Origin of the sequence: Nocardia sp. SYP-A9097, from assembly GCF_009649815.1 — a bacterium.
Taxonomy (GTDB): Bacteria; Actinomycetota; Actinomycetes; order Mycobacteriales; family Mycobacteriaceae; genus Nocardia.
On record NZ_WJIC01000021.1, the window covers coordinates 1 to 20,252 of the forward strand.

The window sequence follows — 20,252 nt, forward strand, 5'->3', positions numbered from 1 at the left end:
AGAGATGACGGCACCCAATGGGGGAGCGAAAGCCGGGTACGGCACCCAAGGTTCCCACACCTCTTCTTTGTCGCATGCACGCCACAACCGAACACCACCAAGATCGCACCACGCCATTGGTTCGGCCACCCCGGCAAATGCAGCCGATCAAACTGCGCGCGCCAAGCGAGTCAGGAACCGGGGTGTCGTGAACATTTCACGACAGCCACGGTTCGCCACGGAGCGGTTGGTTGTCGCGGGCCCGGCGTTCGTTGTCGCGGAACCGCGGCTCGTAGTGTGCGAAGAAGACTTTGCCAACCAGATCGCGGCGGCTGTGGACGCCGGTCTTGTCGAAAATACTTTTGAGGTGTTGCTGGACTGTGTGAGCGGAGAGCACCAGCTCGGCGGCGATTTGGGAGGTCGAGGCACCTTGCAGGACCAGACGGGTGATGTCCTTCTCGCGTTCGGTCAGGCCGTACGCGGACATGAGCAGCGGGTAGAGGCGGCCGGGGTCGGCGGGCTCGATGATGACGGCTATGCGCGGGGCGCCCGTGGAGTTCAGGCAGGCGCCGTGCAATACGACCCAGGTACCGGTGCGCGACAGGACCCGGGACACGGCGATATCACCGCGGTGCGGGTGTTCGGCCATGCTCAGTGTTCGACCCGCGAGAGTGAGTATCGAGGAGGGCAGGCGGCCGGAATCCCAGTCACCGTCCGGGAATTCGGCTAGCCAGCGCTCGACGCCGGGTGTCGTGGATTCGACGTTCCAGTGGTGATCGAGGATGAGCAGGCCCGGCGAATCGACGAAGTCGGGCTCGCGTGCCTGTCCCAGCAGCAATGCCGTGCGGGCACCTTCGGCGAGTAGCGGTGCCACCGATTGCACGAAGCTCTTCTCGTGATCGGTGAACATCGATGCGCGAGGTTCGCGGTAGAGCGCGAGCGCACCCCAGACCTCACCGGATCGGGTCCGCAAGCGGGCGATGAGCTCTTGGTCGCCGCCCATATCCATGTTCCGATGCCATCGCGGGCTGCTGGCGGGATTGCCGTTGGTCGCCTCGTACAGGGTGGAGATGCCCGACTTCGAGCGCGCCACATCCGCGAGCTGGTTGACATCGTCGGCGTAATACTCGCTGGCCAGCCACTCGCCGGGGAATTCGTCGAGGCCGCGGTGGAAGTGACTGGTCATCAGCAACGAGGCCGGATCCAGGGTGTAGAAGCATGGCATCCAGTAGTGCGGGACGGCCTGTGCGAGGACCTCGGTCGACTCCTGCCACAGCGATATGAGATCGTGCGGCTCGGCACAGAGCCGGGTGATCTTCTCCGCCGCGCACTGCAAACTGTCCGCGCTCATCAATCCACGGTACGACCTGCGATCATGCCGCGAAATGCCAAATTTGTGGTATTTCGCGGCATCCGGCATGTCCCTAGCGTCAGCGGTAGCAGAGCGTTAGGAGCCAGCGATGACAACAACGACAACGAGGGTCCGGTTGGCCCCGCCACCCCCGGCCCTCATGCGCATGGTCAACCCACTGGTCCGGCGGATTCTCACGAATCCGCGTCTGGGCCGGCGTATTTCCCTGCAGGCGTTGCTGGAGTGCACCGGCCGGCGCAGCGGCAAGACGATCCGGGTGCCGGTGTGCCTGCACGACATCGACGGTGTGCCAACGGTATTCACCGAGCGACCGTGGCGGTTGAACTTCACCGAACCCGCACCGGTCACCGTCACCACGCAAGGACGCGTCCGGCACGGCCGAGCCGCGTTGGTGCAGACCACTCCGCAGGAGCTGGGAACGGCGATGCGAAAGGCACTGGACAATGGCGCGTCACCGTTCGAGCTCGGGCTCGAGACCCGTCGTGGCTATGACCCGACCATCGAAGACCTGTCGACCATCGCGCGCAGCATAATCCGCGTCGACTTCGACGAGGAGTAAGATCCTGCTCAATCCCGGACAGGGTTCGAAGCATGAACTGCGCTCTGGGTCAAGAGTTTTCGATCTGGGCCAGCGCGGCCGCCACATCGCCGGCCAGTGGGCTGCCGACGCCGAGATACAGGTCCAATGCGATGCGATACGACGATGCGGCATCGGCGAGCCGGTGCGTGGCGCGGAAAGCGTTGCCACGCATACGTTCCGCGTCGGCCTGGTGCCTGCGGGCATTCTCGGCCTCGAACAGTTCGGCGGCCGCACGGAACACGTCCGCCGCGCCCTCCGGATCACCCTGAGCGAGCATGCCGCGGCCGAGCACCATTCGGATTTTGGCGCGGTTGTCGGTCTCGTTATCGAATTGATCGAAGTAGATCGATACGGTCCGGGCCTGTTCGATCAGGCCGTCCCATCGGTTCGAATCCGCCTTTGCCCGGGTCTGCTGTAAACCCAGGATCGCGAATACCCGTGCCATATCCGGTTGTTCGATGTCCGATGCACTGGCGGCGGCATCCCATGATTGCTGAAAATAATCCAGGGCGATATCGGTATTTCCCTGGCGGGCCGCCGTTTTGCCCAGCCATTCCAGGGCGCTTTGCTCGCCCAGACCATGGCGGTGCCTACGGGCGATGGTCAACGCGTCGGAGAAGCACCGGTCCGCCTCGGAGTGCTGACCGACCTCGAGATAGGCCGCGCCCAGTTGCAGCGCGAGTTGCATGACTCCCAATTCGCTGCCAGCCGCTCTCGCGGAAGCCAGTCCGGCGCGGTGTGTTTCGATCCAAGCATCGTGAAAGCCGTTGATATGCAAATACTTCCACAACAGTACGCATATCGTCCAGGACTCGGTGTGCAGCCCGTGCCGGTGCGCAATCTGCACGGCGGCAATAAGATTGGGCGCTTCGATTTCGAACCAAGCGAGTGCCTCGGCGCGCGAGAACTCCGGCACCGCCGAACCGTAATGGCGCGCCATCGTCGCGTGTACCGGGGGAACCCACCAACGGTTCGACACCACGGCGGCCCGGGGGAGTAGCTCATGCAATTCCGAGGTGACCCAGCGCTCCCGGATGCCGTCCAGGACAGTGCCTTCATCATCGGCATCCGCGCGAGTCCGCGCATCGTCGCGGAGCACGGGATGAAACGCGTATCGCCCGGCAGTGGTCCTTTCGAGTAGATGCAGTTCGGTGAGGTCTTCGAGGACCGTGCAGATATCGTCCGGATCCGTGCCCAGTGCCGCCGCGGCCGCCTCCGCGGTGAAATCGGTCGCCGGCAGCCAGCCGAGCCGCCGATACGCTTGAGCCTGTAAGGGATTCAGGTCCTGATAGGTGGTGTCGAGGAATTTGGTCATGCGTTTTTCGTCGTCCAATGCGAGCACGCTCAATCGCAATGCTCGGAACCTGGACAGCAACCGGTCGGCGAGGTGTGCGCGGCCGCGAATCTGGGCGGCCAGGACCTTGATCACCAAGGGCAGTCCGCCACACAGTTCGACAAGTGCCTCGACGCTCGTGGGCGCCAGGTGTTCGGCGGTCTCGCCGAGCACGCTATTGAACAGAGCGTGCGCGGACTCCGTTGGCAGAAACTCCGGAGTGAAGGGTTTGAAACCGTAGGCTTCCAGCGTCCGGCGCTCGAAAGGTGTTGTGATCACAATGATCGCGCCCGGAGCGTCTTCGGGGATCAAGTTGACCACTTGGCCGAGTACGGCCATATCGTCGAGGACCAGCATGAACTTCTTGTGCTTGCATGCCGCGCGATAGACGTCGACCTGTTCGGCCTCGGTCGCGACTTGATCGGCGTCGGAAACCCCCAGCTGCCGCGATGCCCGAGTCAGCAACTCTCCCAAGGGGATCGGGCTGCCATCGGCCCGTCTTCCGGTGAGCCACACCAGTCGGCCTTCGATCAGTCCGTGGTACTGCTTGGAGAACTGGGTGACCAGGCATGACACCCCGAGCCCTTCCAGGCCGTGCACGTACATCAAGCATGCGCTGTGCCGGGTCCTGCACCGTTCGACCCACGCCGCCATATCCGCCATGACCTGCGCGCGGGCCAGGAATGGGTCGGCGACCGGTGGAACCCAGCTGAAGCTCAACTCAATCTCCCCGCAAGATCAGTGGCAGTCGCACCTCACTGTATCCGATGAAGCCATTGTCGCCGATGATTCAGTGGCGTCGCGCATCAGCCTGCTTTGGGATCAATTCCTTTGAGGTGGAGCAGTATTCGTCGTGACTCCAGGTGAATGGCGATGGTCGCCGGCGGGCTCTCGCCACGGATGAGCCAGTGGTCGTGGACGACCATCGCGACAACTGCTTGCGCCATCGGGTCGGCGGACAGCGCGGGGGCGGTGTGCGCCTCCAGTATCCCGAGTCTTCTGTGGCACAGCCGAAGTCGAGTCTCATCGAGCGCCAGTACCGCGACCATGCACGCCGGCCGCAGTCGAATGGTACGGCGGAGCGCGTCATCCACGCCCGATGGATCGGTGTCGCCGAGAACCGTGATGTCGGCGGTACCGGACAGATCGCGGCGGGGGTGGTCGTAGCGGACGGCCAAGTAGCCGTCCAGCGCGCGCGGGCCTCGACGGCGCCGGGCCGTGACATCGGCGGGCCAGCGATGCACCACCGCGGTGTCATCCTTGTCGTCCGGCCAATCGCAGGTCAACCAGCAGGAGTGCACCGGCTCGCGTTCGGGTACGAGATCCGCGGGCGGATAAGGGAATACCGGTGCTTGCCGACCTGGCTCGGGGAGATCCATCAGCCCGTAGAACGTGGTACGCAGGATGTCCGCGCAGGAATCCAGGTGTGAACTGGCAAGCGGCCCCAATTGCGCCGCCCCCGCGTGGTCGTGATTGTGGCGGGCCATCGAAATCTGTTCCCGCAGTGGCAGATCCGAATTCAAGATCGGAGCAGACCGGCCGAGCCGATCGATGGCTGTACCGGTGGCGACCTCGTCGTGCGGGAACGCGGCCAGCATGGTCGGCACGAGCATCGCCGCCGCGTACCCGGTGACCGATCCGTGATCGCCGATCACCACATCGGAGGCGAGAATCGTTTGCTGCCAACCCTTTACCGGTGGAATGAGGCGCAATCCGGCGCGCAGGGCATCCGCCAGCCACGTTCGCAACTGCCACTGCCCGTGTGCGAACCACACATTGGGATGCAGTACGGTGGTGACAATATGGTCCAATTCGAGTTCGGCGAGCAAGTCGTTGATCAGATCCGGGCGCTGTCCCAGCAGGGAGCCGGGTCCCCAGGTGGATGTGACCGTGACGACGGTCGAGTCCTGTTCTGCCCCAAGAGCTTTCCGGTATTTCTGCCGCAGGATCGTGCTCGCCCGCAGTCGGTCCAGACAGGGATCTCCAGCTACCACGGCATTCGGCAGTGCCTCCGGGGTCAACCGCGCCAACCTGCCCAAATCATCCTCATGCGCGAGAACTACCGCATCGGGGACGACGCCATCACGCACCAGCCATTCCCGCCCGAGGCCGTAGACGTTCTGGGTTCTGGGTTTTTGGTTTTTGGTTTTTGGTTTTTGGTTTTTGGTTTTTGGTTTTTGGTTTTTGGAATTTTAGTGTATCCGATGCCATGGGACAGCACTGCCAATGGTGCGGAAATACAATGTAATTCGCCGCTGTGATGCACTGATATCGCGAGATCGAACTTCTGGGAAATGGCCCGTTGCCACGGAATTGAGATCCCTCCCGCATCCGCGAGTTGACGCTCGACATCGCCTGTCACATTCGATACGTCGGGAAATGTGAAAACAATTTGTATCCGGCGGTCGGAGTCGAAGACCGCCAGGATATCCGCGAGTCTGTTCCACGCCGTAATCGTATGAACGACAACAAGTATGGTGCGAACCGATTGGACGGTGATCCACGGTGGATGCTCGGATACGGTCGGGCTGTCGCTCTCCGGCGTACCGTGCACCTTGTTCACTCCCGTGGTCCGAACTATCTCGACCACCGTAACCCGGGCCGATCGCTCAGCATGGATCACCCGACAGTGGTATGTCTCTCGTATGACGACCCAACTGTGGTTGACTGCGGCAGTCGCGGTTGCCGGCAATGTCGTACTGCTGATCAATGCGATGCTGAACAGCAGAAGCGCTGTCAGGCTCGCGCTGCGGGTGCGCGAGGTCGATCGGCGTGATGGCCGGCGCAAGAGCTACGAGGAATGCTGCCAACAGTTCATCGCCGCCGCCCGCCAGCTCCGGTCGCCGATCGCCGCCGCTCCGAACGAGATCGCCACCGCCTTGGCGGACACGCGGCGAGCGGTCGCGGGAATCGAGCTCTACGGACCGCCGCACGTTCACGATCCGGTCGTGACCGCACTGGCGGCACTCGAGAACATGGCGCGCGTCAGGTCGGACAGCGCGTGGACAACCGCGATCGCCGAGGCCGAAGCGTCCTGCGACGCCGCGCTGACAACCGCCCGCACCGCCCTGTCGAACGATGTGAACAGCCCGTGAATCGATGACCGGAATCTAGTGAAAGTCATTGCGCGGCATCGTGTCTCCCGGCATCTGAAACCGGAATCTCGCCTCGGCGGTGTCGATCCGATTTCGGGACTATCGGTGGCCCAGGTCCAATACTTCACGCAGCGCGGCCACCGACGGGGCGCCTTCGAGTCCACCGCTCTCGGAGCGATACAGCCGACACGACACATTCGCCACTTGTCCGGCCGTGGCGAACGGGTCGCGTCCTTCGATCAACAGCGTGGGCGATCCTGCCATACCCGCTGCTTCGGCCTGATCCAAGTCATCGATGACGCGATGCACGATCTCGACCGATTTCCCGGCCGCCTGACGGATACGGTCTTCCAGCACCGGCACATTCGGGCAGTCCGGGACCTGCAGGATCTCCAGCTTCATACGCGTTCTCCCTTGTGTAATGAGGTCAGGATCCGGTGGGTTCGAATTCCCACAGCGCCGGCCCGCCGTCGGAGGTGCCCTGGGGGATCGGGAAATAGCTGTGGTGGCTGGCCGGGTCGAGGGCGAGGGTGTGTGCGCCGTCGGCCAGATGTTTCGCACCGGCGGCGGTCGTGTGGCCGTCGCGGCGGTCGAAGATACTGACCCAGCCGCTTTCGGCGGCGACGTAAATGCGTTGCGCGCCTTGGTCATAGACGAGCACGTCGGGGGTCGCTCCCACGCTGCTGCTGTCGAGGACCGCGCGCGTGCCGAGGTCGACGGTGAGCAGGGTGGCGTTGTTTTCGCAGCCGACGAACATCACCCGATCGGGGACATCGAGGGCGAGTCCGTGCGGGCTGTCGCAGCCGGGCGTCGCGATCCGATCGGTGACGGTGAAGGTGTCCGGGGCGATGATCGCGAGGGCACCCGTGTGGACGGCGACCACCATCCTGTCGGCCGCCGAGTCGTAGACGACATTGCCGACCGCACCGCCCAAAGGCACCGTGGCGCGGCCGTTTCCCGTATCGGCGTCGATGACGGTCTCGGTACCCGCCTGTTCGTTGGTCGTCCATACCCCGTTGCGAATCGGGTCGTAGGCCAGCCCGTCGGGGTAGGTGCCGGTCGGTGCGGTGAACAGCATCGCGCCGGTGTCCTCGTCGAGAGCGATCAGCTGGTTGCGGCCGGTCACCGTGGCATACACGCGATGCTTGTCCGGTACGACGAGCACCCCGTGCACATCGGGTGTATCGGGAATGGTCCGAACCACCGTGTGGGAACCGATATCGACCTCGATCACCTGACCGGCACCCATATGCGCGAGGAACAGCAGTCCCCGCGCGGCGTCGAGGCTGGTGTAGTCGAACCGGACCGCCCCGCCGGTCAGTGCGACCTCGCCGACCTTGCGCAATGGCAGCTCACCGCCGGTCTGCGTCGGAGCTTGCGGGCCGGAACACGCCGCGACCAGTACTGCGATGCCGGCCAGCGTCGGCAGCACTCGTATCGACTTCACCGCGCCCACCTTCCCTGAATGATCCAACTATGGTCGCTCAGCGCGAGCCGTGCGGAACTATGTCGCCCAGGTGGATCGGATGGACCGGCAGTGCCGTCAGGCGTTTATGCCGTAGTCACGTGCGATGCCCTCCAATCCCGAGTCGTAGCCCTGGCCGATGGCGCGGAATTTCCATTCGGTGCCGCGGCGGTAGAGCTCGCCGAAGACCATGGCGGTTTCGGTGGAGGCATTGGAGGTCAGGTCGTATCGGGTCAGTTCTGTGCCGGTGGCGCGATCGATTACCCGGATGAAGGCGTCGGGGACCTGACCGAATGACTGGCCTCGGGGGGTCGCGTCGTAGATGGAGACCACGAAAACGATCTTGGTGATGGTGGCCGGCACCTTGGCGAGGTCGATGTCGATGGTTTCGTCGTCGCCGACGGCGTCGCCGGTCCGATTGTCTCCGGTGTGTTCGATGCAGCCGTCGGGGGAGCGGAGGTTGTTGAAGAACACGAAATACTCGTCGGCGATGACTTTGCCGTCGGGTCCGGTGGCGATGGCGCTGGCGTCGAGATCGAACTCGGCACCGGCATTCGGGCGCGGATCCCAGCCCAGGCCCACCGATACGGCGGACAGGCCGGGGACCTTGGCCGTCAACGAGACATTGGCGCCCTTCGCCATGGTTGTCCCGGGCGCGGGCCGTGCTCGGGCCGGGCGGGTGGCGGGCTCGGTGAAGGGGACCGAGGCGGTGGGTGGAACGGGAACGGGGATGGTTGTCGACGGTGACGGTGGTGCCGTCGAGGTCGATCCGCCCAGACTCTCGGCGTAGCCGGCGATTTCGATCGCGGCTTCGCGAATCATGTTGTAGGACAGCGCCGGTGGCAGGGGTAGCGGCCGTACCAGCATGACTTCGTCATCGAAGAGTTCGAGGGCATATCGGCCGGTATCCAAATGCGGTATCGGCGGCAGTGTCCCGTCAGCGCTCTCCCCGATGCTGGTCACCAGGCCATACGCCTGCGACCACGGCCCGAATACCACGGACCGCGATTCGGAGCCCACCGGAATATTGACGCCGAAGACCGCCCCTCCGGGCTGCTGCTGGTCCCAGCCGTCGGCGAGCAGATCACGCTCGATGGCGTCGGGCAGTGCGGCCGGTGCCGGTGTGGGCACCGGCAAATGGTTTAAACCGGGCAGAATGCCGAGTGGGACGGGCTCGGCGACACCGAAGATATCGGCGAATCGCGCGGGTACATGCGCGTTCACCGTGCCGATCCCGAATTCCCACGGCGCCGGAAGCGCGGCTCGCGGCCCGCCCAGCGGCATCGTGATCTGCATGGTGGTGAACTCGGTGTCGCAGCTCGGGAAGCAGTGCACGGTGACCGCGGAGCCCGCGGGCCCCTCCAATGCCAGCCACATGATCTCTTCCCGGCCGGGGAATTTGCCGAGATACGGTGAGTCCGAGGCGAGTTCGACCGATCGGAAAGCCGGTGCGGCCGAACGGAGGAATGCGAACAAGCTGTGAATATCGCCGGGTCCGTAAATGAGCAGGCTGAGACCGGCCGAATCGAGGCCGATATACGCCGCCTGTTTCACATCGCCCTCGGCATGTGGGTCGGCCAGCGTGACCCGGACGTCGCTCGCACTGCGCTGCGCCTCGCGCCGGCCGCCGAAGATACCCATCGCTCAACGCCCCTGATAGTGCTGCAGGATCTGAATCTTCTTGTCCAGGTACATCTTCAGCTGATCGGCATTGCGGTCGAAGGCTGCCACCGAACGCAGCACCTGTTCCAGGTCCCGCTCGAATTGATCCTTCACCCCGTCCCGCCACTCGGCGCTCTTCAATGAGCTGCGGACCCGGGTGATGGCCTGGTTGATCTCGCGCTGCGAGCGGTCGATATCGGATTTGAGCTTCTTGAGCGAATCCGGGTTCGCCTGAACGGAACTCATGATTTCTCCTCGCCGGATGGTCGGTCAGTAATTGCCGAGTTCATGGAGCACACCGTCGATCGCGACGTCGTAGCCGGTCAGCGCTCGCAGAAACCGGCGCTCTTCCTGCGCGAGCGGATCCAGCTTGCGGTCGGTCAGCCGTCGCAGCACGGTGTCCTGCCACACCTGCCCGGTGGCGGTCTCGGCCTGGACGCGCGCGCGGGCATTGGCCTCGAAGGCGTCGATCGCCGGTCGCAGTCTGCTCATCAGTCGACCACTTTGGCCGGAATGTCCGCCAAGCCCATGCGTTGCGCGACCCAGATGCGGTGGAATCCATTACGCACCTCGAAGGTGCCGTCGGGCCGCAGTCTGACCCGCACCGCCTCGTCGTCGGCGAGGAATCCGGTGTAGGTCATGGCGTAACTGCGTGTGCCGCAAAGACCTTCGTTGCTGTCGCGCTCGCGGAAGTAGTCCAGGCCCTTGCCCTGGCGCAGTGCGCGGACGATAACGGAGTTGAAGGTTTCGAAGCCCCATTCGAGGTCGTCGGGTGTGCTGTCGGATTTGAACGATCCGGGCCCGCCGACATTGCTGCCGGAGGTGTCGAGGGCGCCCACTGGAACCATGGCGTACCCGGCGGGAAATCCCGGCGGGTGGCTCAGGGACGGGGTGCTGGCGGCGGTGCCGTGGATTCGGGTGCTCGCACCGCCGGATGCGAACGTCACACTCGATGCCGCCGCGGTGGCCCGGCCGTAGGCGTCGAGGTCGTCGGCGATCGTGGCCAGCAATTGTTTGGATTCGGTGGCGAGCGAGACCCGGACCCGCGCGAATCTGGCTGCGGCCGAGATATATTCGGCGGTCGACGCGTCGTACATCCGTTGCGCGCGATGCGCGGCGTCCAGGGCGCGAACGCATCGTTCCAGGACCCGCCGGGGTCCGGAACAGTCCGCGTCCTCGATACGGCAGCACGATTCGTACTCCTGCTTCGCGCTGGCGAGTTCGCGCTGTCGCTTGGCGATCTGTTGCGCGAGTTCGGCTTCGACCCGCCGTTGCGCGAATCCGGCTGTGCGCTCACCGGATTCGGCTTCCCGGAGATATCTGTCCAGGAACTGGGCGAGCTGACGGACGATCCGAGGATCGTTGCGGGCGGTGTCACTCACCGGTACCACCCCCGCGCCCCGCGATGGCGTCGAGCCAGGCCGCCTCCGGTTCGGCGAAGCGCCGCACGATATCGGTGCGTGCGTTGTCGTAGTCGTCGATGGCGAACTGATTGGGCGTCAGCTTCGCCGCCACCTCGGAGTCGATGAGGCTGCGGGAATCGTCCTCACTCGCCGGACCCAGGACCTTGAATCCGAACTGGCGCAATCCATCATGGTCGAATCGGCGCTGCAGCGAGGCCAGTCGATCCGCCCAGACGATGACATGGATACCGACTTCGGGCCCGTGCCGGAGCACATGCGCCAAGCGCCCGCTCTCGGTTTCGGGGTCGAAGGTGTCCGGGGTCAGTTCGCGGGCACGGTGGGCGCCGATCAGGAACAGCGTGCGCGCGGGGGAGTGGTAGTCGTCCAGCTCGGCGCGCTCGGTGATGTCGGCGACCAGCGAGTCGAGCACGTCACCGAGTTTGCGACGGTGGTGGGCCTCGGTCCCGTGTGCGCGCAAACGCGCGAACATCGGCTCGGCCGCGGGTTCGATGGCGGCGAAGTCGATGTACTCCACGCGCACGTCCGCTGCGCGCAATGCGGCGATCTGAAGCACCAGCGCTGTCAGCGCGTGCGGATCCACCAGCAGCATATTGTTGCCCGGCTGCCGCTCCAGCCGGACCGCCACCGGCGCGGCCAGCGACATCGGTGCGCCGATGGGCATGACAAGGGTTCCGTTACGACTGGAGCGTGTGAAGAGCTCGTTGTCGTAATCGGCCGGCGCAACGGCGATATCGCCCTCGAAGACGGCGGGTCCGGCTGTGAAACCGGCGGCATCGGCCTTGCTTCGCAAACGCGCGATCACCGCCGCGCGCTGCTCTGTCGACCAGTACGCGCATTGGAATCGGTTATTGGCGTCGACCTGGCCCGCGTGATCGTTGATGATGCCCTCGCCCGGCTTGGACAGCAGTTGCGCATCGGCATTGCCTTCGGCGAGCAGCTGTTCGGAATCCTGGGTGGAACTGGCCAGGACGAGCCGATTGGGTATCTGGTTGAGCGCCGTGCGGATCTTCTGGCCGCCGCCGGAGACCGACTGCGAGGCGAGGATGGTGTGCACGCCGAAAGCGCGGCCCTGCCGGATGATTCGGTCGATCAGGGCCGCGCCGAGCGTGGAGGTGGCGTCGTCCTGCTCGAGCAGCATATGGAATTCGTCGATGACCAGCACGATCCGGGGCAGCCGGGCACCGGTGCTGCTGCGATAGCGCCCGATCTCCATCTCGCCCTGCCCCGCGCTCTTGAACAGCGTTGCGCGCCGGGCGATCTCGGCATCGAGGCTCTCCAGGACACTGATCCCGAAGTCTCGATTGGTCTCGATGGCAACGACTTTGGCGTGCGGAAGACCCGGCGTCGCGTACTGCTTGAACTCGACGCCCTCCTTGAAGTCGACGAGGTAGAACTCGACCTCGGCCGGTGAGTACTGCATCGCGATGCTCAGGATGATCGAGTGCAGCAGCACCGATTTGCCCGAGCCGGTGCGCCCGCCGATGAGGGCACTGGACAGCCCGCCGGAGTCCAGCCGCAGTTCGGCGACATCGGAGGCACCCATCCGGCCGAACCGCGCCACGATGCGGTCGTCCACCGAAGAGCCCCACCAGGTTTCGGGATCGCCCGGATCGGCGATCGTCTCCGGCGCCGAGAGACCGCGCGCGACCGCGCGGGCATTGGACTGGACCGCCAGTTCCCGCACTCGCCCCGGATCCACCTGGGTACCGGTCGAGGTGGCGAGGCTGCGCGCGATCGATGCCAGGACATCCGTGCGGACCGCGTCGGCGGGCAACGGGTAGGAGTCGAGCCGCCATTCGAGTTCGATGCCGGGTACGAAGTTACCGCCGGGCAGGGCGCGCGGCAGCTGCAGTCGTGCCACCAGACCGGTGTCCTGCTGCCGGGTGAACGCCGTCGCGAGCGCGCCGAGCGCCGTCGTATTCGAGTCCGTTGTCGCGGCGATCAGGACTCCGGCGCGACGGCCCACGGTCGCGAGACGCTCGACCCGCCTGAGCGATTCGTCGTCGAACATCCGCCCGTCGCGGGTGAAGGCATGCGGGTGGTCGAACAGGAGCAGGAGCCGATATGGTTCGGCGACCTCACCCGCGGAACGGTTGTAGGCGGTCAGCGTCTCGTGGGTGCCCTGCAGGTACTTCTGCGTGACGAAGGCGACGTGGTTCTCGAGCTCGGTCAGCAGTTCACCGACATTGTTCGAACCCCAGACCTTGCGGCCGTAGATCTGTTCGCCGGCCTCGCCGATGCCGTACAGGAAATTCATCGACGCGCCGACCTTCGAAGGGTCCACCACATCGATCTTCAGTCGACCGGCGGGCAGGGTCGCGAGCATGTCGAGGGTCAGGTTCTCCACCACGGCGGCCGAATCCGTGACTATCCCGCCTGTTTCGTCCAGATCGAGCAGCACCGAGATCGGTGGCGTCGATTCCGCCAGCGGGATGGTGAAGCGGTGCCGGTGCTGACCACCGGGCGGTGAGACGACGCCCAGCTCGGTATCCATGCGCGCCTGCGCGAGCTGGATCACCCCGAGCGGGAACAACATTCGGGTCGGCGGCGACGAGACTATCTCGGCAGCACGGATCGCCTGCCACACCGGTTGCGCCTCCGGTGGGCACGAGGTGAGCGCCTCGAGTTCCCTTCCGACGTACTCGCCGACGATTCGGCCGACCGCCGCGGTGGTGCGGCGGCGGAACTCGTCGAAGGTGTCGGAGAAAAGAGTGGTCGTCTTGCTCTCGGCCGACTGCTGAGCGCTGCGTACCGCGCCGTCGTATCCCCGGAGTACGGCCTCCGCCTGCCCCATCAGCTCCTGGCGCTGTCGCGCCCGCCCGGACGAGGTCGGCCGGAAGCCCGCGCCGCGCACCGCCTCCGCCGCGGCCGCGGCATTCGACAACCACGTTTGCGCGGCAATCTCCTCGGTGGTGACATAGCCGGCCCGCGATTCGCGTTGCCGCTCATGCCAATCCTCCGCGAGCCGGTTGGTCAGCGCGGTGGTTCGATATTTGTAGATGATCTCGCCGCGAACCGTCTCGTACGCTTGCCAGAGCACCTCTTTATCGGCGGCCAGCTCGTACTGGATCCGTTGCATGCCATCCCGGGTCGCAGGCATGCTGCCGCTCGCGGCCGCCACCACGCGTCCGAGCAGCGCCGTGATCGAGGACACCGCATCGGTTCCGGCGCGCGTCACCTGCCGAACCACCTCGGTCCGGCGTGTGAGGAACGGGGTCTCCGCGGATGCCGGTGCGGCTGGCCGCGCACGGTCGGCACGGCGGGAACGCGGCCCCGGAGCCGCGTCGAACTCCGAATGCTCGGTGCGGGAACGTGTTCGAGGTATGGGCGCGGGTGGCGGCTCGGTCGTGCCGGGAACCGGTACGGGGGCCGGGATCGATACCGCCGCGGAATCGAATCCGAAATCGTTTGCCGCACCGGCGAGTCCGTCCCGGTAGCCCTGACCGACCGCGCGCAGCTTCCAGCGTCCACCGCGCCGATACACCTCGCACATAATGATCGCGGTCTCTTCGACGGTCGCGGGCGTCGAGTACTCGGCCAACCCGGTACCGTCCGAATCGTCCACGCGTACAGTGAGATTCGGAAGCCGACCGCCACCGACACCGGCCAGCACCACAATGCGCTGTATCTCGGCGGCCACCGCCGGCAGATCGATGCGCAGCCCATTGTCGTCGCGGGACAACCCGGGCGGGCAGGCGGCACCCGGCCACAGTACGTCGCTGTTCGCGCCGACCCGGTCGTTCGCGCCGAGCAGCACGGCATACACCGAGATCGCGACGGCGCCAGGCGAATTCAGTCGAATACCCACCGAGGAGTCGGGCAGTGCCGTGTTCTGGCCCTTCATCAGCTGCATTCGGGCTCTCCTCCATCAGGGACCGTCGAGCTGTGCCACCGATTATCGGGCTCCGTCATATGGCCTTACCGTCGTGCGAACAGCCGACAGCTATCGCAATCACCGGCTTCTAGCATCGAATACGGAATCAGCGGTCACCGGCGATCGGTCGGCAACCAACCGGTTGGGGTGCGTGCGTGAGTAACTATGGTGGCGAGTCCGCCTCGTCCGACGCCGATCGCCCACGAGTAGATCTCGCGAAGCGGGCGGATCCCGCGGGATCGCCCTTCCGCCAACAGGTTCCGGGATCGGGGGGAGCGCGCGCCCGCTCCGCGCCGCCACCGACCGCGGTACCCGCCCGGCGCGCACTGAGCTTCGAGGCGCCGCAGGGCCCTCGGCGGATGGGCGGCGCGGTCGTCGTCGTGGCGGTCGCGGTGACCCTGGCGGTCGTTTCGGTGGTGTTCATACTGGTGCGCGGAGGTGGCGGCGATCGCCCGCCGATCAGCGGAAACCATGGTGCCGCTGGGGTTTCCGTGATGCCGAGTGCAATGTCGAGCGGAGCCGGCGCCACGAGCGCGGGGCCGGCGATGCCGAACAGCGACGACAGTGATGCGACTATCGCCGCACGTCTGCAAACGACCGCCGACGTCGACCGCGTCGTTGTGCGACGCGACCTCGCGGACCGCTGGGTGCCGCAGATCAGTTCGAAGCGATTCGGACTGGTCGCCGAAGGCATCACCTGGAACCACGTGGAAATCCTCCGCGAGCACGTGCGGCTGCGCGATCGCTATCCGAACGTCCGGCTGCTCTGGTCGGGATCCTGGTCGACATTCAGTTACGCGAACTTCTGGATAACGATTGTCGGCCTTGCCTTTCCGACGCCCGATGGCGCGCTGCGGTGGTGCGCCGACAATGCGTTCGACGCCGATCACTGCTACGCCAAATTGGTCAGTGAGACTCGCCCGGTCGAGGGCAGCACGGCTTATCAGTGAAGGGCGGTGACCGAAATTCATGCTATGTCAGGCAAATCCGACGTGAAATTACCGAGAAGCGAAATCATTGACTTCCGATTCGGCCGGGAACTTCGCAGACTCCGGCTGAAGCGCGGCTTCACCCTCGGCGATCTGGCCGAGTTGGTGCACTACAGCAAAGGCCATCTGAGCAAGATCGAAAACGGCCGTGCGCTGCCGACCGCCCCGCTCGCCCGGGCCTGCGATGCCATCCTGTCCGCGGACGGCCGGTTGACCGCCCTCGCGGTGACCGACAAACGCCCGGACGCCCCGGCGGACACCGCGCCCGACTCGCCCTGGGCGCTGCGACTCAACCCGGACGGTTCGGGTGTCGTCGAGGTCGGTCAGTCGCCGGGGCCACCGGTCACCCTCATCCCCGCCATGGCGGGGTTCTCGGCCGATCCGGTTCCCGGGCTCGCGGCGGTATTCGATGAGATCCGCCGACTGGGCCGCACCGCCAGCCCCGGCATCGTGCTGCCCATGGTGGCGACCCAAACCCATATGGCGACCGCGGCCGCACGACACAGTTCGCAGAAGTACCGCCCGCGCATCCTGCACCACGCCGCCCGCACCGCGGAGTACACGGGCTGGATGGCACAGGAGTGCGGCGACGACCGCGGCGCGGCGTGGTGGACCGAACACGCGGTCGCCCTCGCCACCGCCGCGGGTTACAGCACCATGCGCGATTACGCGCTCGTTCGCAAAGGCGTACTGAGCCTGTACAAGTCGGACTCCTCGACCGCGATCGGGTCGACCGAACAGGTCCTGCGGGACAGCGCGATCAGTCCGCGGATCCGCTGGCTCGCCGCACTCGGCGCGGCCCAGGGATATGCCATCGGATCGGATCAGGCGAATGCCATGCGAGCGCTGGCCCGGGCCACCGAACTCTGGGAACACGCGGACCGGACGGGTGCGGACGATCATCTCGGCCCCTCGTCGCTGGACGGCCGGTCCACCTTGATCGAGGCGTGGTGCCACTACGATCTCGGCAATCTGGAGGCCGCCGCCGCACTCTTCGACGAGGGGATGGCGCTCACCACCGGGCAGTCCGATCGTGATCGCGCCCGGTTCGGCACCCGGCACGCCCTGGTCTACGCCGCTCTCGGTGACGCGGGCCGAGCGGGCGAGCTCATCGAAGGACTACTCGATCTCATCCGTGCCGTCGACTCGGCGACCATCCATTCGGATCTGCATGATTTCGCGCGCACGATTCGCCGCTTTCCACACCATCCGGTATTGCCCCGAATCGAGCCTGCATTGCGAGACACCCTTGCCCGGCGCTGAGTCCCGAGTTTCCTGTTGCCTGCCTGGACTGGCAACGGGAAACCATTGTCCCGAGCCGGACGCGAACCGCATCCTGAAGTCCGACTGTCGATCCGTGGAGCGCGGCACGGCTGCCCCGATCGACTCCCGAGGAGAACTCATTTGACGAAAATATTCGTGAGCTACCGCATTGTGGACAGCGCCTATGCGGTGCGAGAAATATCGAAGCGGATGGCGGCCAGAATCGGTCGCGACAATGTGTTCCGCGACGATGACTCCCTCGAACTCGGAACGCAGTACGCGCGCCGAATTCGAAAGGCGCTCGAGCAGTCCGACCTGCTCGTCGCGGTGATCGGGCCGCAGTGGCTCGACGTCACCGATGAGCACGGAAATCGCCGCATCGACAACGACCGGGATTGGGTGCGGGTCGAGATGCGAACCGCCTATGAACGGGACACACCGGTGATTCCGGTTCTGCTGGACGACACCTCACCACCCGCGGTGGACCAGCTACCCGACGATATCGAGACGCTGGGACGCTCGCAATTCTGGCGTATCCGCCACCGGACGATGGACGCGGATATCGGCGAATTGCTCGATCGACTGATACCCGGCGCACCCGAAGTGCCGCCGGAAGCTACCCGCCACATCCAGGTCAACAGGGCGGACAACAACAGCAATGTCGTCACCAATAGCGGTGGGACGCAGCACATCACCATTGGTGGCGACCACACTGGGGGACTGTGATGGCCCAGCCGACCGGACCGAACCCGCCTCCCGAGCCGCCGAGGCGGCAGTTCAATACCGCGCGGCACAACAGCAATGTCTTCGCGAACAACGGTGGCGAGCAGAACGTCAATATCACCCAAACGGGGGCGCATCCGCGCCGTACGTGGGCGTGGATATCCCTGGCCATATTCTTTGTAGCCGACCTCGTCTTCTTTCAATATGGTCAGTCCGCTTACACGAATGGTGCGGACCAATCCGGCGACCTCGACCGGGCGCTGATATTCATCGTGCTCCTGATCGGAACCGGAATAGTTTTCACGGTCTGTGTCCGGGACATCAAACGACGCTTGTTCTGAATACCGCCCGGAACGAACAACCGAACGAGAGAGAAATGTGAATCAGCCGATAGGGCTAGAGGCGGAACAGGTCCTGCGGGACCTCACCGATGAGATCCGCCGCCTCAACGACCGATCCGAGAGTCTCGAAGCCATCAACAAGAGAATGCATGAGCGGGTGGCCGCACTCGAAGCCGATCTCCTTCGAGCCAGCTTGCGCCCGGTGATCAAGGCGCTCGCCGAGTTGCACGGCGAATGTGGCCGCCACGCACAGCATGTCCGCGATACCGCGGACACCGAGCACACGGTGGCATTCGCCGAGGATTTCCTCTCGACGGCTACACGGATAGAGGACATCCTCGAGGGCCTGGGCGCGGTGACGATCGGGGTGGAAATCGGTGACCCGTTCGACCGGCGGATTCACCAGCCGTGCGGAGTGGTGGCGACGGAAATCGAAACCCGGCACGACCGGGTGAGCGCCATTCATCACCAGGGTTTCCGGAATATCTCCTCGGACAAACCGGTGATCTACGCCAAGGTTTCGGTATGGAAATACAACAATGATCGGATAGCTCGTGACTGATATTTTCGGCATTGATCTCGGCACTACTTTCTCCGCGATCGCCTACATCGACGATTACGGGCAGCCGCTCGTGATCAATAATCCGGACGGCCTGCCCACCACCCCGTCGGCGGTGTACTTCGAACCCGAGTCCGGGCACGTCATCACCGGGCAGGAAGCCAAGAACACCGCGAAGGTGGCGGCGGACCGGGTGGTCACGCTCATCAAGGCGTACATGGGTGAGACGCACTCCCGCGAATTCGACGGACAGCAGTACACGCCGGAATCGATCTCGGCCTTGATTCTGCGGGCGCTCGCCAAGCACGCGGAGGATGCCACCGGCAAGAAGGTCGAGCGTGTGGTGATCACGGTCCCGGCGTACTTCGGGATCCGTGAGCGCGAGGCGACCCGGCAGGCCGGGGTGATCGCGGACCTCGAGGTGGTCGGAATCGTCACCGAACCGGTCGCCGCGGCGCTGGCGTACGGCGTCAAATTCCGGCAGGAGCGGAAGACCGTCTTGATCTACGACCTCGGCGGCGGCACCTTCGACACCACGATTCTCCGGATCTCCCCCGAGGCGCTCGAGGTGGTGGCGATCGACGGGAATCGCACTCTCGGAGGCGCACATTGGGACGACAGGCTCGCCGGTCATCTCAATGACCGGTTCATCGCGGAGACCGGTATGGACGACGATCCGATGAACGACGACTTCTTCTCCCAGGGCCTCTACGAGGACGTGGAGAAGGTGAAGATCTCGTTGTCGAAGAAGGAACGCACGACCCTCGCGCTCAAACACGGGAACCATCGAGCCCAGCTCGAGATCACCCGGGCCGAGTTCGAGGAACTCACCAGCGGTTTGATCCAGCAGACCAAGGACATTGTCGATCGCACGCTGGCCGCGGCCCGCGAGAAGGACGCCGATCTCGTCATCGACGAGGTGCTCTTGGTCGGCGGCTCATCCCAGATGCCCGCGGTCACTTCGATGCTGCGCAAGCATTACGGCTGGGAACCGCAGGTGTCCGATCCGAATCTGTCGGTGGCGAAGGGCGCGGCGATCTACGCGGCGCTGTCGGGTGCGGAACAAGCCGGCCTCGACCCGAGCGCGAAGTCCGCGCCGAAATACGCACTCCCGGGGCAGAGCGGCGAGGCCGCGCCGCGTCGGATTACGAACGTGCTGCCCAAGGGGCTCGGTATCCAATTTCTCGATACCGCCGGGCCCGAGCCGGAGCATTTCATCGGATTCCTCGCGCGCAAAAATGCCGAGCTGCCATTGCGAGAGTCCTTGACCGCGTACACATTCAGTGAAAATCAGACGGAAGTGGCGGTCCGGGTTTTCGAACAGGGCGGCGAGGTCGAGTCCCGGCTGCCGTCCGACAACCACGAGATCACGCCCGACGGTGGTGCGGTGATCACCGGTCTACCGCCGTTGCCGCGTGACTCGGAGATCCATATCACCGTCGTCATCGATGCCCAAGGGCTGGCGAGTATCGAAGCGGTGGAACCGGTTTCGGGCAAACGGCTCACCATGACCATGAGCGTGAGTGTGTTGCAGGCGGAGGATGTCGAGGCGGCCAGGGATATGGTCCGGGAACTCGTGCTGGAGTAGAAGTT

Annotated in this window: 19 protein-coding genes; 8 read left to right on the top strand and 11 right to left on the bottom strand. The window is 64.9% G+C overall.

The features are described from left to right. Positions 1-196 precede the first annotated feature (196 nt). Positions 197-1,330, bottom strand: coding sequence for a helix-turn-helix transcriptional regulator (locus GFY24_RS30220; RefSeq protein WP_194853073.1), 1,134 nt, complete (start codon positions 1,328-1,330; stop codon positions 197-199). Positions 1,331-1,439: 109 nt separating this feature from the next. On the opposite strand from GFY24_RS30220, the gene GFY24_RS30225 reads away from it, so the two are divergent. Then, positions 1,440-1,910, top strand: coding sequence for a grhN (locus GFY24_RS30225; RefSeq protein ID WP_228566785.1), 471 nt, complete (start codon positions 1,440-1,442; stop codon positions 1,908-1,910). 49 nt (positions 1,911-1,959) lie between these two features. On the opposite strand, the gene GFY24_RS30230 is transcribed toward GFY24_RS30225, so the two are convergent. The 3 genes from GFY24_RS30230 to GFY24_RS30240 all read right to left on the bottom strand — a co-directional run bounded on the left by GFY24_RS30230 (position 1,960) and on the right by GFY24_RS30240 (position 5,827). After that, positions 1,960-3,984, bottom strand: a complete 2,025-nt coding sequence (locus GFY24_RS30230; RefSeq protein WP_153808521.1) for a tetratricopeptide repeat protein — start codon at positions 3,982-3,984, stop codon at positions 1,960-1,962. Positions 3,985-4,070: 86 nt separating this feature from the next. Continuing rightward, entirely contained in the window at positions 4,071-5,354 is a 1,284-nt protein-coding gene (locus GFY24_RS30235; RefSeq protein ID WP_153808522.1) for a hypothetical protein, read from the bottom strand. Next, positions 5,324-5,827: a hypothetical protein gene (locus GFY24_RS30240; RefSeq protein WP_153808523.1), complete on the bottom strand. Its 504-nt coding sequence runs from the start codon at positions 5,825-5,827 to the stop codon at positions 5,324-5,326. The genes GFY24_RS30235 and GFY24_RS30240 overlap by 31 nt, the downstream gene beginning before the upstream one ends. 82 nt (positions 5,828-5,909) lie before the next feature. On the opposite strand from GFY24_RS30240, the gene GFY24_RS30245 reads away from it, so the two are divergent. Next, positions 5,910-6,359, top strand: a complete 450-nt coding sequence (locus GFY24_RS30245) for a hypothetical protein (protein ID WP_153808524.1) — start codon at positions 5,910-5,912, stop codon at positions 6,357-6,359. Positions 6,360-6,458: 99 nt separating this feature from the next. Here the strand turns inward: GFY24_RS30245 and GFY24_RS30250 are convergent, their stop codons facing one another. The 7 genes from GFY24_RS30250 to GFY24_RS30280 all read right to left on the bottom strand — a co-directional run bounded on the left by GFY24_RS30250 (position 6,459) and on the right by GFY24_RS30280 (position 14,763). After that, positions 6,459-6,761 (bottom strand): alkylmercury lyase, encoded by a 303-nt coding sequence (locus GFY24_RS30250; protein ID WP_153808525.1) that lies wholly within the window; start codon positions 6,759-6,761, stop codon positions 6,459-6,461. A gap of 25 nt (positions 6,762-6,786) precedes the next feature. Next, positions 6,787-7,806, bottom strand: a complete 1,020-nt coding sequence (locus GFY24_RS30255) for a YncE family protein (protein WP_309231524.1) — start codon at positions 7,804-7,806, stop codon at positions 6,787-6,789. 96 nt (positions 7,807-7,902) lie between these two features. After that, positions 7,903-8,466, bottom strand: a complete 564-nt coding sequence (locus tag GFY24_RS30260; protein WP_153808615.1) for a TerD family protein — start codon at positions 8,464-8,466, stop codon at positions 7,903-7,905. Positions 8,467-9,468: 1,002 nt separating this feature from the next. Beyond that, positions 9,469-9,732, bottom strand: a complete 264-nt coding sequence (locus GFY24_RS30265) for a hypothetical protein (protein WP_153808527.1) — start codon at positions 9,730-9,732, stop codon at positions 9,469-9,471. 24 nt (positions 9,733-9,756) lie between these two features. Beyond that, on the bottom strand, positions 9,757-9,978 hold the full coding sequence (locus GFY24_RS30270; protein WP_153808528.1) for a hypothetical protein: 222 nt from the start codon (positions 9,976-9,978) through the stop codon (positions 9,757-9,759). Further along, positions 9,978-10,868: a hypothetical protein gene (locus GFY24_RS30275; protein WP_153808529.1), complete on the bottom strand. Its 891-nt coding sequence runs from the start codon at positions 10,866-10,868 to the stop codon at positions 9,978-9,980. The genes GFY24_RS30270 and GFY24_RS30275 overlap by 1 nt, the downstream gene beginning before the upstream one ends. Further along, a complete protein-coding gene (locus tag GFY24_RS30280; RefSeq protein WP_153808530.1) occupies positions 10,861-14,763 on the bottom strand; it encodes an FtsK/SpoIIIE domain-containing protein in 3,903 nt (1,300 codons plus the stop codon). Before GFY24_RS30280 ends, GFY24_RS30275 begins: the two co-directional genes overlap by 8 nt. 380 nt (positions 14,764-15,143) lie before the next feature. Between GFY24_RS30280 and GFY24_RS30285 the strand changes: the two genes are divergently transcribed. From GFY24_RS30285 to GFY24_RS30310, 6 genes are all read left to right on the top strand, one after another. Next, positions 15,144-15,734 carry a hypothetical protein gene (locus GFY24_RS30285; RefSeq protein ID WP_153808531.1) on the top strand — a complete coding sequence of 197 codons (591 nt, stop codon included), beginning with the start codon at positions 15,144-15,146 and terminating at the stop codon, positions 15,732-15,734. A 24-nt stretch (positions 15,735-15,758) separates the two neighbouring features. Continuing rightward, the gene (locus GFY24_RS30290; protein WP_153808532.1) at positions 15,759-17,036 is read left to right on the top strand and encodes a helix-turn-helix transcriptional regulator; all 1,278 of its coding nucleotides are present in this window, start codon (positions 15,759-15,761) and stop codon (positions 17,034-17,036) included. A gap of 141 nt (positions 17,037-17,177) precedes the next feature. Further along, entirely contained in the window at positions 17,178-17,762 is a 585-nt protein-coding gene (locus tag GFY24_RS30295) for a toll/interleukin-1 receptor domain-containing protein (RefSeq protein WP_194853074.1), read from the top strand. Then, positions 17,762-18,100, top strand: coding sequence for a hypothetical protein (locus GFY24_RS30300; protein ID WP_153808534.1), 339 nt, complete (start codon positions 17,762-17,764; stop codon positions 18,098-18,100). Before GFY24_RS30295 ends, GFY24_RS30300 begins: the two co-directional genes overlap by 1 nt. A 37-nt stretch (positions 18,101-18,137) precedes the next feature. Further along, positions 18,138-18,662: a nucleotide exchange factor GrpE gene (gene grpE, locus GFY24_RS30305; RefSeq protein ID WP_153808535.1), complete on the top strand. Its 525-nt coding sequence runs from the start codon at positions 18,138-18,140 to the stop codon at positions 18,660-18,662. After that, positions 18,655-20,247, top strand: a complete 1,593-nt coding sequence (locus GFY24_RS30310; protein WP_153808536.1) for an Hsp70 family protein — start codon at positions 18,655-18,657, stop codon at positions 20,245-20,247. Before grpE ends, GFY24_RS30310 begins: the two co-directional genes overlap by 8 nt. The last annotated feature ends 5 nt before the right edge of the window (positions 20,248-20,252 follow it).